The 13,257-nt window shown below is 66.6% G+C and carries 11 protein-coding genes; 1 reads left to right on the forward strand and 10 read right to left on the reverse strand.

The features are described from left to right. Positions 1–54 precede the first annotated feature (54 nt). From E6J58_22395 to E6J58_22440, 10 genes are read right to left on the reverse strand one after another with little or no spacing between them, the layout of a single operon-like run. Positions 55–1,704 (reverse strand): cytochrome c oxidase subunit I, encoded by a 1,650-nt coding sequence (locus E6J58_22395; protein TMB32672.1) that lies wholly within the window; start codon positions 1,702–1,704, stop codon positions 55–57. Beyond that, positions 1,682–2,734 carry a cytochrome c oxidase subunit II gene (coxB, locus tag E6J58_22400; GenBank protein ID TMB32673.1) on the reverse strand — a complete coding sequence of 351 codons (1,053 nt, stop codon included), beginning with the start codon at positions 2,732–2,734 and terminating at the stop codon, positions 1,682–1,684. The genes E6J58_22395 and coxB overlap by 23 nt, the downstream gene beginning before the upstream one ends. Beyond that, positions 2,731–3,531, reverse strand: a complete 801-nt coding sequence (locus tag E6J58_22405) for an SCO family protein (GenBank protein TMB32674.1) — start codon at positions 3,529–3,531, stop codon at positions 2,731–2,733. The genes coxB and E6J58_22405 overlap by 4 nt, the downstream gene beginning before the upstream one ends. Then, positions 3,528–3,926, reverse strand: coding sequence for a hypothetical protein (locus E6J58_22410; protein ID TMB32675.1), 399 nt, complete (start codon positions 3,924–3,926; stop codon positions 3,528–3,530). Before E6J58_22410 ends, E6J58_22405 begins: the two co-directional genes overlap by 4 nt. Then, positions 3,923–5,134 (reverse strand): hypothetical protein, encoded by a 1,212-nt coding sequence (locus tag E6J58_22415; GenBank protein ID TMB32676.1) that lies wholly within the window; start codon positions 5,132–5,134, stop codon positions 3,923–3,925. Before E6J58_22415 ends, E6J58_22410 begins: the two co-directional genes overlap by 4 nt. Further along, positions 5,131–5,709: a cytochrome c gene (locus E6J58_22420; protein ID TMB32677.1), complete on the reverse strand. Its 579-nt coding sequence runs from the start codon at positions 5,707–5,709 to the stop codon at positions 5,131–5,133. The genes E6J58_22415 and E6J58_22420 overlap by 4 nt, the downstream gene beginning before the upstream one ends. Then, positions 5,706–6,236 (reverse strand): DUF3341 domain-containing protein, encoded by a 531-nt coding sequence (locus E6J58_22425; GenBank protein ID TMB32678.1) that lies wholly within the window; start codon positions 6,234–6,236, stop codon positions 5,706–5,708. Before E6J58_22425 ends, E6J58_22420 begins: the two co-directional genes overlap by 4 nt. Beyond that, positions 6,233–7,636 (reverse strand): hydrogenase, encoded by a 1,404-nt coding sequence (locus E6J58_22430; GenBank protein TMB32679.1) that lies wholly within the window; start codon positions 7,634–7,636, stop codon positions 6,233–6,235. Before E6J58_22430 ends, E6J58_22425 begins: the two co-directional genes overlap by 4 nt. After that, positions 7,636–10,587 carry a 4Fe-4S dicluster domain-containing protein gene (locus E6J58_22435; protein TMB32680.1) on the reverse strand — a complete coding sequence of 984 codons (2,952 nt, stop codon included), beginning with the start codon at positions 10,585–10,587 and terminating at the stop codon, positions 7,636–7,638. The genes E6J58_22430 and E6J58_22435 overlap by 1 nt, the downstream gene beginning before the upstream one ends. Then, complete coding sequence (locus E6J58_22440) at positions 10,575–11,228, reverse strand: cytochrome C (GenBank protein TMB32681.1); 654 nt, start codon at positions 11,226–11,228, stop codon at positions 10,575–10,577. Before E6J58_22440 ends, E6J58_22435 begins: the two co-directional genes overlap by 13 nt. A 220-nt stretch (positions 11,229–11,448) precedes the next feature. On the opposite strand from E6J58_22440, the gene E6J58_22445 reads away from it, so the two are divergent. Further along, positions 11,449–13,254, forward strand: coding sequence for a thiamine pyrophosphate-requiring protein (locus tag E6J58_22445; GenBank protein ID TMB32682.1), 1,806 nt, complete (start codon positions 11,449–11,451; stop codon positions 13,252–13,254). The last annotated feature ends 3 nt before the right edge of the window (positions 13,255–13,257 follow it).

Genomic DNA, 13,257 nt, shown 5'->3' on the forward strand with positions numbered 1-13,257 from the left:
CGGGCGAGCGAGGAGAAGTGGTGGCCGAGAATCCCTTCCGGCAGGCCGGCAACTTCATGCGACACTGATCACCCCCGGCGGCTCATGCGTGCGGTAGTCGTGCGGCATCTGGGTGATGGTCGGGATCTGATCGAAGTTGTGCGTCGGCGGCGGCGATGCCGTCATCCATTCGAATCCCTTGCTGCCCCAGGGATTGGACTCGGAGCGCTGCCCGTACCTGAGCGCGATGGCGAGGTAGATGACGATGATGACGAATCCGAACCCGAGCAGCGTCGCGCCGGCGGTGGAAGCGACATTCAGCGCCTGGAAATGCTCCGGGTACTGGTAGTACCGGCGGGGCATCCCGTAGTTGCCGAGCAGGAACTGCGGGATGAAGGTGGCGTTGAATCCGAGGATGATGAGCGAGGCCGCAACCAGGCCCCACCCCTCGTGGTAGACGCGGCCGAACATCTTCGGGAACCAGTAGTGGAGCGCCGCGAGGAAGGCCATCACCGACGCGCCCACCATGATGAAGTGGAAGTGCGCGATGATGAAGTAGGTGTCGTGCCAGTGGATGTCCAGCGACGTCGTGGCCAGCGCGACGCCGGTCATGCCGCCGAAGACGAGGAAGTAGAGGAAGCCGCAGATGTACGCGAAGGGCGTCCGGAAGGTGATGGCGCCGCGGTACATCGTCCCCACCCAGTTGAAGACCTTGATGGCCGTGAAGATGCCGACGAACATCGAGAGCAGCCCGAAGGCGCCGCCCACGAACGTGCTCTGCCCGGCCACGAACAAGTGGTGTCCCCAGGTGAAGAACCCGACGAAGGCGATCCCAATGGAGCTGAAGGCGATGGCCCGGTAGCCGAACGCGTTCTTGCGCGAGAAGGCGCAGACGCACTCGGAGATCACGCCCATCGCCGGCAGGATCATGATGTAGACGGCCGGGTGCGAGTAGAACCAGAACATGTGCTGGAAGAGCACCGGGTCGCCGCCGCGCGCCGGATCGAAGAGGCCGAATCCGCCGATGCGCTCGACGGTGACGATCAGCAGCGTGATCCCGAGCACCGGCGTGGCGAGGATCTGGATGATGCTGGTCGCGTACGTGCTCCAGACGAAGAGCGGCAGCTTCATCCAGTTCAGCCCCGGCGCGCGCAGGGTGTGCACGGTAACGATGAAGTTGACGCCAGTGAGGATGGAGCTGAATCCGACGATGAACGCGCCGAGGAGGATCGGCGCCACCTGTGTGGGCGAGGTGCTCGAGTAGGGCGTGTAGAACGTCCAGCCCGTGTCCGCGCCCCCGTGCACCATCCCCCACAGCGCTACCGCCGCTCCGATCAGATACAGGTAGTAGGAGAAGAGATTGAGCCGGGGGAAGGCGACGTCTCGCGCGCCGATCATCAGCGGGAGCACGAAGTTCCCGAATGCGCTGGGGATGGAGGGGATGAGGAAGAGGAAGATCATCACCACGCCGTGAAGCGTGAACATGCGGTTGTAGCTGATGGCATCGACGAAGAACGGGCCAGGCTGGAGCAGCTTGAAGCGCAAAAGCAGCGCGAAGATCCCCCCGACGAAGAAGAAGAAGATCACCGACGCCAGGAACATCACCCCCACGCGCTTGTGATCGCGCGTGTTCAGCCACGACAGCACGGTGGTGCCGTCCTCCAGGTATGTCGGCGCGGGCGGCGCGCCGGCCAGCGCCTGGCTATCGGCCTCGGATAGGCGCATAGGCGGGTCCTTCCGACGGTCCGGTGCGGACCGCGTCGCTCTGCAGCGACTTGATGTATTCGACGAGCGCAGCCACCTCGGGCCCGGCGAGCTTCCCCTGGAAGCTGGGCATTACCGGCTGGAAGCCCTCCACGACCTTGAGCGCGGGATCCATCATCGATTCGGTGAGATAAGCCTCGTCGGCTTCCACCGTCTTGCCGTCGGTCAGCTTCTCGCGGCGGTGGTAGAGGTCGAGCCAGGTGGGCCCGATGTGCCGGGTGCCGTCCGTGGAGTGGCACTTGACGCAGCCCTGCTCGGCCGCGATCCGCCGCCCCTGATCGACCATGTTCCCCAGCGGCGGCGCGAAGTCGAGCGCCGTCGGCTGGCCATCCTGGGTGGCGACCACCCCGCGGTGCTGGAAAGCGAGCCAGTCCTCGAAGTCCTGGGCCTTGAGGACGATGACCTCGCCGCGCATGATCGAATGACCGGCGCCGCAGTACTCGGCGCAGAGGATCTGGTACCGCCCGGGCGTGGTGGCATTGAACCAGGTCTGCGTGTACCGGCCCGGCAAGACGTCCTGCTTGATGCGGAATTCCGGCACGTAGAACGAGTGGATGACGTCGCGGGAAGTCATCAGCAGGCGGACGTTGCGTCCCGCCGGGACCCGCAGGACGTTGATCGCGTTGGGGCCGTCCGGATAGGCGAACTTCCACATCCACTTCTTGCCCATCACGTAGACGTCCATCGAGTCGGCGGGTGGCGTCTGCTGGCGCACGAACTCGCGGTATCCGAGGAAGAACCAGAGGGTGAAGAAGCTGAGCGGAACGCCGATGAAGAGCGCCTCCATCCACATCGGCGGCTCGATGTGCGGGGTGGTCTGCGTCTCGGAGCGGCGGCGGTAGCGGATGAAGAAGAGGATGGTGGTGAGGCCCACCGCCGTGGACATCACGAAGGTGGTGAGGATGACGAAGTAGTGCAGCCGGTCGACGTCGCGGGCGAACGTCGACGCCTGATCGGGCAGGAAGAGCAGCTTGCGCAGGACCTCGTTCATGCGCCCGTCCCCCTCGATGGCGAAGGACGCCCGGCGCGCGCGGACTTGATCTCCCGCCACCAGAGGAAGCCCAACAGCGCGGCCAGCGCCAACGCGAACCCGCTGGCGCCGAGCCGGAGCGCACCCATGACGTAGAAGTGGTATTTGCGCGAGGCGGGATCGTACTTGAAGCAGCGGAGGATCACGCGGTCGAGGGTGGTCCCGACTTTTCCCTCGGACGCTTCCACGACGGCGAGCCGGAGATCGCGCGCCGGGAATTCCACGCCGTACAGGTAGCGGGAGATCCGGCCGTCGGGGCCGAGGATCATGCTCACCGCGGGATGCTCGTACTGCTCCGCCTCCTTGTCGTACCGGTAGCGGAAGCCCAGCGATTCGGCGAGCGTCCTGATCGCGGTGTCCCCGCCGGTGAGGAACGGCCAGTGCGCGGGATACGCTCTTCCGGCGTTGCGCAGCGTCTGCAGATATCCGCCTTGGCGCAGCCGCGCTTCCGGAACGCGGTCCTTGGGCGAGAAGCTGACCGTCAGTCCGTAGTAGTCCTCGGCGAGCCGAAGCCCGCTCTCGTTGATCGCCTTGATCACGCCTTTCTGCACCAGGCTGCAGAGCATCGGGCAGTCGAAGTAGATGAGCGTGAGGACGACCGGCTTTCCCCGCGCAGTCAGGTTACGGAGCTCCACGCGGTTGGATTCGCTGTCCATGAACCAGGCGTTGGCGACCCGCTCGCCCAGACGCTCGACCACGTCGACCGGCGCATCCTGCGCCGCCGCCACCTGTGCGAGGAGCATCAGCGCGAGAATCACTTCTTCGGCTCCTTCTGCTCGGCGAGCACCAGATCCATCGCGCGATCGATGGGGATGTGGATGGTCCCCTGCTTGCGATCCATCCAGCCCCAGCTGGACAGGCGCTCGATGCGTTCGCTGCGGTACGCCTGCGAGGCCCGCGTCACGTCGAACGGCACCTGATCGACGATGCCCACCTCCGCCTTGCCCATCTCCGCCGGGATGGGAAGCGGCCCGACGGGCTGGAGCGATCTCTCGCGCTGCTCCATGTACCGGTAGACGACGAAGGTCGCGATCGTGAAGATGAGGATGGACGCGAAGCCGGTGCCGATGACGCCGAACCAGCGGATTCCTTCCTCCGCCTGCTCCGGTGGTGGGGACATGTGCTCGGTCGAATGGGACGGTTCGTGGCTCATGGCTGCACGTACCTCAGAGAATCGCTCAGGAACGGATCGCCCACTGGCACTGGCCGGGCGGCGCGGAAGAGGAAGAGGGCCGCGGCGATGCTGACGCCGCCCACGCCGGCGAAGGCGGTGACGTGCGTCCAATGCAGACCGAGGCGCGCCTCCTCGGCGGCGGGCATCACCACCCAGTAGAGATCGATGTAGTGGATGACCAGCATCCAGGCGGCGACGCCACCGAGCGCCGGCGCGCTGCGCTTCAGGTCGCGGGAAAGCAGCAGGAAGAAGGGCACCACGAAGTGTCCGACCAGGATGAGGATGCCGACCGGCCGCCACACGCCGTGGCTGCGGACCACGATCCACTGCAACTCTTCGGGGAGGTTGCCCGCCCAGATCAGCATGTACTGCGAGAACGCCATGTACGCCCAGAAGGCGGTGAAGGCGAGCAGCAGCTTGCCGGCGTTGTGCTGCTGGTCCACCGAGATCACCGCGCCGAGCGCCGACCCGCTGGAGCGCACTCCGGTGATCACCAGGCAGAGCAGCGCGATCGAAGCGACGAAGGCGCCGATGTAGATGTAGAGGCCGAAAATGGTCGAGTACCAGGTGGGTTGCAGCGACATCAGCCAGTCGAAGGCCGCGAACGTGAAGGTGATGGCGAAGAGCAAGAGACCCGGCGGCGACCACCAGCGCGCGCGCACGGTCAAGGCCGGATCCGCCGTCTCGTCCTGACGCAGCGACCAGGCGCGCATCAGCCAGGCGAACGCGCTCCAGACGGCGAAGTAGATCGCCGCGCGGACGATGAAGAAGCCGAGGTTCAGGTAAGGACGCTTGTGGTGCAGCAGCTCGTGCATCTCCTTGCTGACCGGTTCGTGCGGCGCGACCCAGAACCAGACGTGCTTCGCGCCGAAGAGCAGCGGGAGGAAGAGGACGATGAACAGCGGGATGACGGCGCCGAACGTCTCGCTGAAGCGGCGAACGGTCACGTTCCAGCGTGCGCCGGCCGCGTGATTCGCCATCACTAGCGTCACCGCGCCGATGGCGAGGCCGAGCCAGTACACGTAGGCGACGAGGTACGCGAGCAGCGCCCGCTGGGGCGAAACGGCCATGCCGATGAACGTCAAGAGGAGGCCGACGGCGCCGGCGATGGCCGCGCCCATGACCTGCGTCCGGCCGCCTGACCACGGGGGCAGGTTGGCATCGGGCAGCGCGCGCCGCTCCGTCATCGTTCCTTCTCCGCGCGCAGCTTCTGCCGGATGTCCGGCGGGGCATCGGCGAGCGTCGCGGATTGGCTCCGCCGCAGCGCCTGCAGATACGCCACCACCGCCCACCTTTCCTGGGGCGTGAGCTCGGGGGCGTAGGAGGCCATCAGGCCGTAGCCCTCGCTGATCACCTGGAAGACGTGGCCGGGGCCTGGATTGCTCAGCTTGTGCAGGTTGGGCGGCGGCCGCAGCGACATCTGCGTGGCGACCAGGGAGACCCCGTCGCCCACCAGACCGTGGCAGACGGCGCAGTGGATCTCGAACTTCGTACGACCCTGCAGCATCAGCTCGCGCGTCAGCGGGATGGGGATGGCGCTGACGATCTGACCGGCGCGGTCGCGCCCGGTGGTGATTTCCGGGCGCAGCGTCTGCCGCTCGCGCGGAACCGTGCCCTCGGGCGGCTGGCGCATGGCGCGCCCGTCCTCGTAGAGCGGGTTGCCGGCGAACGGCTTGAACTTGGGCTGACGCTCCATCGGATCGAACAGCGTGGTGTCGCCGCAGGCGGTCGCGAGCGCCGCGAGGAGGAGGAGGCGCTTCATGTGGCCTCCGCCACGGTGTGCACCTTGTGCGCGCCCGCTTCGCGGAACTTCCTCTCCAGATCGGCGACGGCGTTCTCGTCGGAGGTTTCCGCGCTGATCCAGAAGGCGTCGAGCGAGGCGGTGCGGAACCGCTCGGACTCGAAGACCGGGTGGTAGGTGCGCGGCAGCCTGAAGAACCAGAAGATCGAGCCGAAGAAGATCGAGAGCACCGCGATCAGCACGCCGGACTCGAAGGTGATGGGAATGTTCGTCCAGAAGCCGTGCTGGGGACGGCTGCCCACGTTGATCGGGTATGCCCTGCTGTTCAGGTACCATTGCAGGGTGTAGCCGCCGAGCGCGCCCAAGACGCCTCCGGTGAGGGCCACCACCGGCACCTTGCTGCGCTGAATCGCCAAGGCATCGTCGATCCCGTGCAGGGGATAGGGCGAGTACGCATCGAGGCCCTGGACGCCGCCCTCGCGCAGCCTGCGCGCCGCCTCGACGCAGGCGTCGGGCTCGGTGAATTCGCCGAGGACGAAGCGCCTCATGGACGCGCTCCTTCCAGCTCGCTCATTCCGCCCCCGTGAGCCAGCTCATGGTTCAGCTCCTTCAACTCGCTCGTGGCCACGGCCGGAAGGAACTTGAGGAAGATGAGGAAGAGGGTCCCGAAGAAGCAGATGGTCCCGAAGAGGAGCGAGAGATCCACCCAGGTCGGGTAGTACATCGCCCAGTTCGAGGGAATGAAGTCCTGGTGCAGCGAAGTGACGATGATGTTGAAGCGCTCGAACCACATCCCGACGTTCACCAGCACCGCCCCGATCCACAGCGTCCAGACGTTCCGGCGCGCCCACCGGGTCCAGAACATCTGCGGCACGACCACGTTGCAGAACATCTGGGTGAAGTAGGCCCAGGCGTAGGGGCCCCTGGGGCGGGTGACGAAGAAGATGTGCTGCTCGTATTCGTTGCCGCTGTACCAGGCGGCGAAGTGCTCCATCAGATAGCCGTACTCGACGATCAGGCCGGTGAGCAGCATCACCTTGGCCATCGCTTCCAGGTGACGGGCAGTCACGACGTGCTTCAGCCCCATGTAGCGGCGCGCCGGGATGAGCAGCGTCAACACCATGGCGAAGCCCGAGAAGACGGCGCCGGCGACGAAGTACGGCGGGAAGATGGTGGTGTGCCAGCCGGGCAGGATGGAAAGGGCGAAGTCCCAGGACACGATGGTGTGGACCGAGAGCACCAGCGGCGTGGCGAGGCCCGCCAGCAGCAGGTACGCGATCTTGTAGTGGTGCCAGTGCCGCGCGCTGCCGCGCCACCCGAGCGCGAAGATGCCGTAACCGATGCGGGCGCGCCGGCTGGTAGAGCTGTCGCGCAGTGCAGCCAGGTCGGGGATCAGTCCCAGGTACCAGAAGAGCAGCGAAGTGATGAAGTACGTGCTCACCGCGAACACGTCCCACATCAGGGGGCTCTTGAACTGCGGCCAGATCGAATTCGTGCTCGGGTATGGGAACAGCCAGTAGATGGCGAACCACGGGCGCCCGGTGTGCAGCACCGGGAACAACGCCGCCTGCATGACGGCGAAGAGCGTCATAGCCTCGGCGAACCGGTTGATGCTGGTGCGCCACTTCTGCTGGAAGAGGAGCAGGATCGCGCTGATCAGCGTGCCGGCGTGCCCGATCCCGATCCACCAGACGAAATTGATGATCCCGAACGCCCAGCCGACGGGGATGTTGTTGCCCCACAGCCCGATGCCCTTCGCGATGGTCAGCGCGATCGCCGAGAAGAGCACGCCGGTGCCGGCCATGCCGAGCAGCAGCAGCGCGAGCCATCCCCGCTGCGGCGCCTGCCAGACGTAGGCGTTGAGCGACTTGTTCAGCGTGCCGTCGTCCTGGGCCCCCTCGATCAGAGGAAGCGGGAGCAGCCGCGCGTCGAGGACCGCTTCCGCCATCACGCCAGCTCCGGGTTGGGGTTCATGACGCGCGCCAGGTACGCGGTCCGCGGCCGCGTCCCCAGCTCGTGCAGCAGGTCGTAGCGGCGCTCCGCTTCGTGCAGCTTGCGCACCTTCGCGTTCGAGTCGTTGAGATCGCCGAAGACGATGGCTTCGGCGGGGCAGGCCTGCTGGCAGGCCGTGAGCACCTCGCCGTCGCGGATCCGGCGATCCTGCAGGCGGGTGTGGATGCGGGCGCGCTCGATCCGCTGCACGCAATAGGTGCACTTCTCCATGACGCCGCGCGCGCGCACCGTCACGTCCGGGTTGAAGGCCATCTTCTCCGTGTCGGTGTAGTCCGACGTGTACGAGAAGAAGTTGAACCGGCGGACCTTGTACGGGCAGTTGTTCGAGCAGTACCGCGTGCCGACGCACCGGTTGTAGACCATCTCGTTGAGGCCCTCGTCGCTGTGGACGGTCGCGTTGACGGGGCACACGTACTCGCAGGGCGCATATTCGCAGTGCACGCACATCAGCGGCTGGAAGACGACGCCGGGGTTCCCGGTATCGTCGCCGGTGAAGTAGCGGTCGACGCGCAGCCAGTGCATTTCGCGGCTCTTCGCCACCTGCTCCTTGCCGACCATCGGAATGTTGTTCTCGGCGACGCAGGCGATCATGCAGGAGCTGCAGCCGGTGCAGCGCGAGAGATCGATCGCCATGCCCCATCGGTACCCGGCGTAGCTGTCCCCCGGGTATGCGGTCAGGAGCGAGCCCCGGTGCTCGGCCAGCTCCTCGCCGGTCTCCTTCAGTTTCGCCACGGTAGTGGAGGCCGCGATCAGCCGACCCTCCATCGAGTGGTGCTCCTGCGTCTGCGCGATCAGCGCTCTTCCGCCGACTCGCGTGACCGTCAAGCCCGGCGCAAACCAGGGGTGGTCGCTGTGGCGCAAGGTGCTGGTGTCGAATCCCAGATCACGACAGAGCGCTTCGCCCGCTCCGCGGCGCCCGTATCCGAGGGAGACGGTGACGCAGTCCTCGGCATGACCCGGCGCGAGCACGACCGGAGCGTGCGCCGGCGGCCCGCGGAGGCCGAGATCGACGCGCTCACCCTGGCTGAGGCCGAGCTTCTTCGCGGTGTTCGGCGCGATCAGCGCCGCGTTCTCCCAGGTGACCTTCGTCACCGGATCAGGCAGTTCCTGCAGCCAGGAGATGTTGCCGAATCGGCCGTCCCAAACGCGGTAGTCCGGGACGATGTTGATCTCCAGGCCTGGCGCCGACTCCGACGCCGGGACCTGCATCGCCGCGGCGAGGATCTGCTCGTGGCGCACTGCCGGCGATTCAGGGCGTGTCGCCGTGCCCGAGATGAAGCCGTCGGCGAGCCATTTCTCCCAATTGAGCGCGAACTCGCCGGGCCTCTGCGACTGCCAGAGCTCGCGCAGCTGCGTGTACGCCGTGCGATCGCCCTCGCCGAGAAAAGCGGCGAGCGTCTCGGCCTCGCTCACGCCGGCATAGAGCGGCGAGATCAGCGGCTGCACGAAGGTGACGGTCCCGTCGTGCGCCCGCGCGTCGCCCCAGCTCTCCAGCGGATGTAGCGCCGGGAGTACCCAGCCGGCGCGCTCCGCCGTCTCGTCGAGGTACAGCGAGCGGTACACGGAGAAGGGCACCTGCGAAAGCGCCTTTCCGAAATTGAGGTCGGCAGGCGCGCCGTAGACCGGGTTCCACGCGGTGATCACGAGCGTGCCGACGCGGCCGGCGCGCATCTCCTCGCTGAGCTGACGCAGCGAGCGCGGGCCGGCGTCGGTCTCGTGCAGCACCGGGCGCGCGACGGCGGCGCAGGCGCTGACCAAGGCGGTGTTGATCGCGTGCGCCACGGCGTGCAGCACCGGCGGCTGGCGCGCCCCGACGCAGACCAGGGAGCCGCCGGCGGCCTTCACCAGATCCTTCGCCACGGCATCGGCGAACTTCGCGCTCTCCGCTGGCAGCCGGAACCGCTGTTGCAGCGGCGCGTAGCGCGCGAGCGCCGGCACCTGCGCCGCGAGCCGGCCCAGCAACGCGAGCCCGAAGCGATGCACGTCGGTCGGCTTCAGGCGCAGGCGGTGATCGGCGTTCATTCCCGTCACCGTCAGGTTGCTTTCGACGGCGTAGAGCCTCGCCATCGGCCCCTGTTCGGGGTCGCGCTTTGCCGCCCAATCGCCCATCGCGGAAAGCGTCCCCGGCAGGGCCGCGAGAAGGTCCGAGTCCAGCGAAAGCACGACGCGCGCCCGGGAAAGATCGAGGCGCGTCTCGTAAGCGCCGCCGTAGGCGAGCTGCGCTCCGTCGTGGACCTGCTGCAGCGGGATGGCGCTCCAGGAGGAGAACCTGGCGCGCGGATAGAGGTCGGTCAGCCGCTGGCGCAGGTGCGCGATGAGCGGCGAGGAACCGGGCTCCATCAGGAAGCGCAGCCCCTCTCCGCGGGCGTCGCGCACGGCCCGCGCTCTTGCGGCCGCGGCCTGGAGGAAGTCGCGCCAGGATCGATCCTGGCCGCGGTTCTGCACGACCTTCAGGCGTTGCGGGTCGTACAGTCTCAGCAGCTCCGCCTGTTCCAGCGGCCCCACCGCTCCGCGGCTCGAGGGGTGATCGGGATTGCCCTCGATCTTCGTCGGCCGCCCTTCGTTGGCGGTGACCAGCAGGCCGGTGGCGCGGCCGTCGATGGTGGTCGCCGTCGCGTAGTGAAGAGGATTTCCGGGCGTCACTTCCGGCGGCTGTCGCGTGTACGGAAGGATCTTTTCGTCCGGCGGCTTCAGGCATCCACCGAGGGTGGCCAGCGCGGCCGAGGCGCCAAGGAGCTGCAGCACGCTTCGCCGCGAAGTCGCGTCGTCGGGAGGTGCCTCGGGTCGCAGCTCCCGTGAGAGAGCCGGCGCCGCAGCGTGCTCGTCGAGGCCGCGCCAAACCTTCTGCCGCTGGCCGGCAATGGGAAGTGACTTCAGCGATGGCATGTGGTGCAGCTCGTGCGGGTCTCGACGTGGTACTGCTCTTTCAGCTCCCGGCCGATCGCGAGCTGATCGCTCTTCGGCTTGTAGGTCATGCTGGTGACCTGATCGCGCGGTCGCAGATATCTCTCCGGCTGGCGATGGCACTCCAGGCACCACCCCATGGTCAGCGGTTGCGCCTTTTCCACCTGCGCCATCTCGTCGACGCGGCCATGGCAGGTGACGCAACCGACACCCTGCTTCACGTGGATGGAATGGTTGAAGTAGACGAAGTGCGGCAGCTTGTTGACCTTGTTCCAGACGATGGGCCGGTCGGCGAAATAGCTCTCGCGGACCGGCGCTAGCTTGGGGCTCTTGTTCCAGATCTGCTCGTGGCAGTTCAGGCAGAGCGAGGTCGGCGGCACGCCGGCTGCAGGCGACTTCTCCACCAGGTAATGGCAGTAGCGGCAGTCGATGCCTTCATCGCCGACGTGGTGGCGATGGTCGAACTGCACCGGCTGGTCCACCGGATCCTGTTGCTGCGTATAGAACGGCGTCCGTACGTAGATCATCGGGCCTGCAATCAACCCGCCGCCGAATAGCAGCGCGAGGGCGAACAGCGCGATCCGGAACGCGGTGTTCGAAGAGGGCTTGAACAGAGAGCTCATTCCGTTCTCACGGGGTCCGGACTGCCCAGGCTTTTGGTAGCCGAAAAATTTTCGCGGAAGCGGATGCAGAATGCCGCAGCGACCGAACGTCGCACTCCCTCAGTCGCCTGCGAGCGCGCGAGGGTGTGAGGATGCTGCCCATTGATCCACCGAGTTGGCAAGCGCCGACTCGGCACGTGTCCTGTGCGCGTCAGGTAACTACCCTGACACGGAGGCTCGTATGGCAAAGACGGTGGGCGATTTTCTCTACCAGCGGCTGCGCGCGTGGGGAGTGCAGCGGGTCTTTGGCTATCCCGGGGACGGGATCAACGGGATCATGGCCGCGTTCGAGCACGCGGGCGACGAGCGACCGCGGTTCATCCAGGCGCGTCACGAGGAACTGGCCGCATTCATGGCCGGCGCCCATGCAAAGTTTACCGGCGAACCCGGAGTATGCCTCGCGACCTCGGGACCCGGCGCGATCCACCTGCTCAACGGCCTTTACGACGCCGCGATGGATCACCAGCCGGTGGTGGCCATCGTCGGGCAGTCCGCGACCACGGCGCTCGGCGGCGAATACCAGCAGGAGGTCGACCTCCAGAACCTGTTCAAGGACGTGGCGCACAACTACGTGACGACGGTGACGGCACCCTCGTCGGTCCGTCACGCGATCGATCGCGCCTTCCGCATTGCAATCTCCGAGAAGTGCGTCACCTGCGTCATCGTTCCGAAGGACTTGCAGGAGGAGAAGGCGGTCGAGCAGCAGGAACACGCGCACAACACCATCCACTCCAGCGTCGGCTACACGGCGCCCCGCATCGTTCCCCGCGACGAAGACCTGAAGCGCGCCGCGGAGGTGCTCAATGCCGGGCAGAAGGTGGCGATGCTCGTCGGCGCCGGCTGCATGCGTGCGGCGGCCGAGGTGGTGCAGGTGGCGGACGTGCTCGGCGCGGGCATTGCCAAGGCGCTATTGGGAAAGGCCGTCCTTCCCGACGATACCCCCGGGTGCACCGGAAGCATTGGTCTGCTCGGCACCAAGGCGTCGTGGAAGATGATGAGCGAGTGCGACACGCTGCTGATGGTGGGCTCGTCGTTCCCCTACTCGGAGTTCCTCCCGAAGGAGGGTCAGGCTCGCGGCGTGCAGATCGATCTGAAGGGCCGCATGCTCGGGATCCGCTATCCGATGGAGGTGAACCTGCACGGCGACGCGGCGGAGACCCTGCGGGCGCTCCTTCCGTATCTGAAGCGGAAGGTGAATCGCGGCTGGCGCCAGCAGATCGAGGGCAGCATGCGCGAATGGCGGCAGATCCTCGAGGCGCACGCTGCCGTGGAGGCGAAGCCGATCAACCCGGCGTTCGTGTACCGCGAGTTGAACAAGCGCCTCCCGGAGCGCGCGATCTTCACCGCCGACTCCGGCAGCTCGGCTACCTGGTACGCGCGGTATCTCGATTTCCGGGCGGGAATGATGGGCTCGCTCTCGGGCAATCTGGCGACCATGGGCCCGGCGATGCCCTATGCCGTGGCGGCGAAGTTTGCTTACCCGGACCGGCCGGTCTTCGCGCTCGTCGGCGACGGCGCGATGCAGATGAACGGCAACAACGTCCTCGTCACCGTCAAGAAGTACTGGAGGGAGTGGAAGGACCCGCGCTTCGTCGTGCTCGTCCTCAACAACCGCGATCTCAACATGGTCACCTGGGAGCTGCGAGCGCAGGCCGGCGAGCCCAAGTTCGAAGGGTCGCAAGAGATCCCGGACTTTCCCTACGCGGGGTACGCCGAATCTCTCGGCTTGCTCGGTCTTCGCGTCGACCGGCCCGAGGACGTCGGACGGACCTGGGATGCCGCCCTGGCGGCGGACCGGCCGGTGCTGGTGGAAGCGCTCGTGGATCCGGAATTTCCCATGATGCCGCCGCACGTCACGCTCGAGGAAGCGAAGGCGTACGCGAAGGCGGTTCTCAAGGGGGATCCCGACAAGCGGCACATGATCGGCGAGACGATCAAAGCGGCGGTGGCCGGCGTCTTCAAGAAAGACGGCGAGAAAGGCGGATAACCG

The sequence above is a fragment of the Deltaproteobacteria bacterium genome, from assembly GCA_005879535.1.
Taxonomy (GTDB): domain Bacteria; phylum Myxococcota; class Myxococcia; order Myxococcales; family 40CM-4-68-19; genus 40CM-4-68-19.

What these genes read in the sequence shown, in the direction of transcription:
- E6J58_22395 (TMB32672.1), bottom strand. Translation starts at nt 1,704, where the DNA reads ATGCGCCTATCCGAGGCCGATAGCCAGGCGCTGGCCGGCGCGCCGCCC.
- coxB (TMB32673.1), bottom strand. Translation starts at nt 2,734, where the DNA reads ATGAACGAGGTCCTGCGCAAGCTGCTCTTCCTGCCCGATCAGGCGTCG.
- E6J58_22410 (TMB32675.1), bottom strand. Translation starts at nt 3,926, where the DNA reads ATGAGCCACGAACCGTCCCATTCGACCGAGCACATGTCCCCACCACCG.
- E6J58_22415 (TMB32676.1), bottom strand. Translation starts at nt 5,134, where the DNA reads ATGACGGAGCGGCGCGCGCTGCCCGATGCCAACCTGCCCCCGTGGTCA.
- E6J58_22420 (TMB32677.1), bottom strand. Translation starts at nt 5,709, where the DNA reads ATGAAGCGCCTCCTCCTCCTCGCGGCGCTCGCGACCGCCTGCGGCGAC.
- E6J58_22425 (TMB32678.1), bottom strand. Translation starts at nt 6,236, where the DNA reads ATGAGGCGCTTCGTCCTCGGCGAATTCACCGAGCCCGACGCCTGCGTC.
- E6J58_22430 (TMB32679.1), bottom strand. Translation starts at nt 7,636, where the DNA reads ATGGCGGAAGCGGTCCTCGACGCGCGGCTGCTCCCGCTTCCTCTGATC.
- E6J58_22435 (TMB32680.1), bottom strand. Translation starts at nt 10,587, where the DNA reads ATGCCATCGCTGAAGTCACTTCCCATTGCCGGCCAGCGGCAGAAGGTT.
- E6J58_22440 (TMB32681.1), bottom strand. Translation starts at nt 11,228, where the DNA reads ATGAGCTCTCTGTTCAAGCCCTCTTCGAACACCGCGTTCCGGATCGCG.
- E6J58_22445 (TMB32682.1), top strand. Translation starts at nt 11,449, where the DNA reads ATGGCAAAGACGGTGGGCGATTTTCTCTACCAGCGGCTGCGCGCGTGG.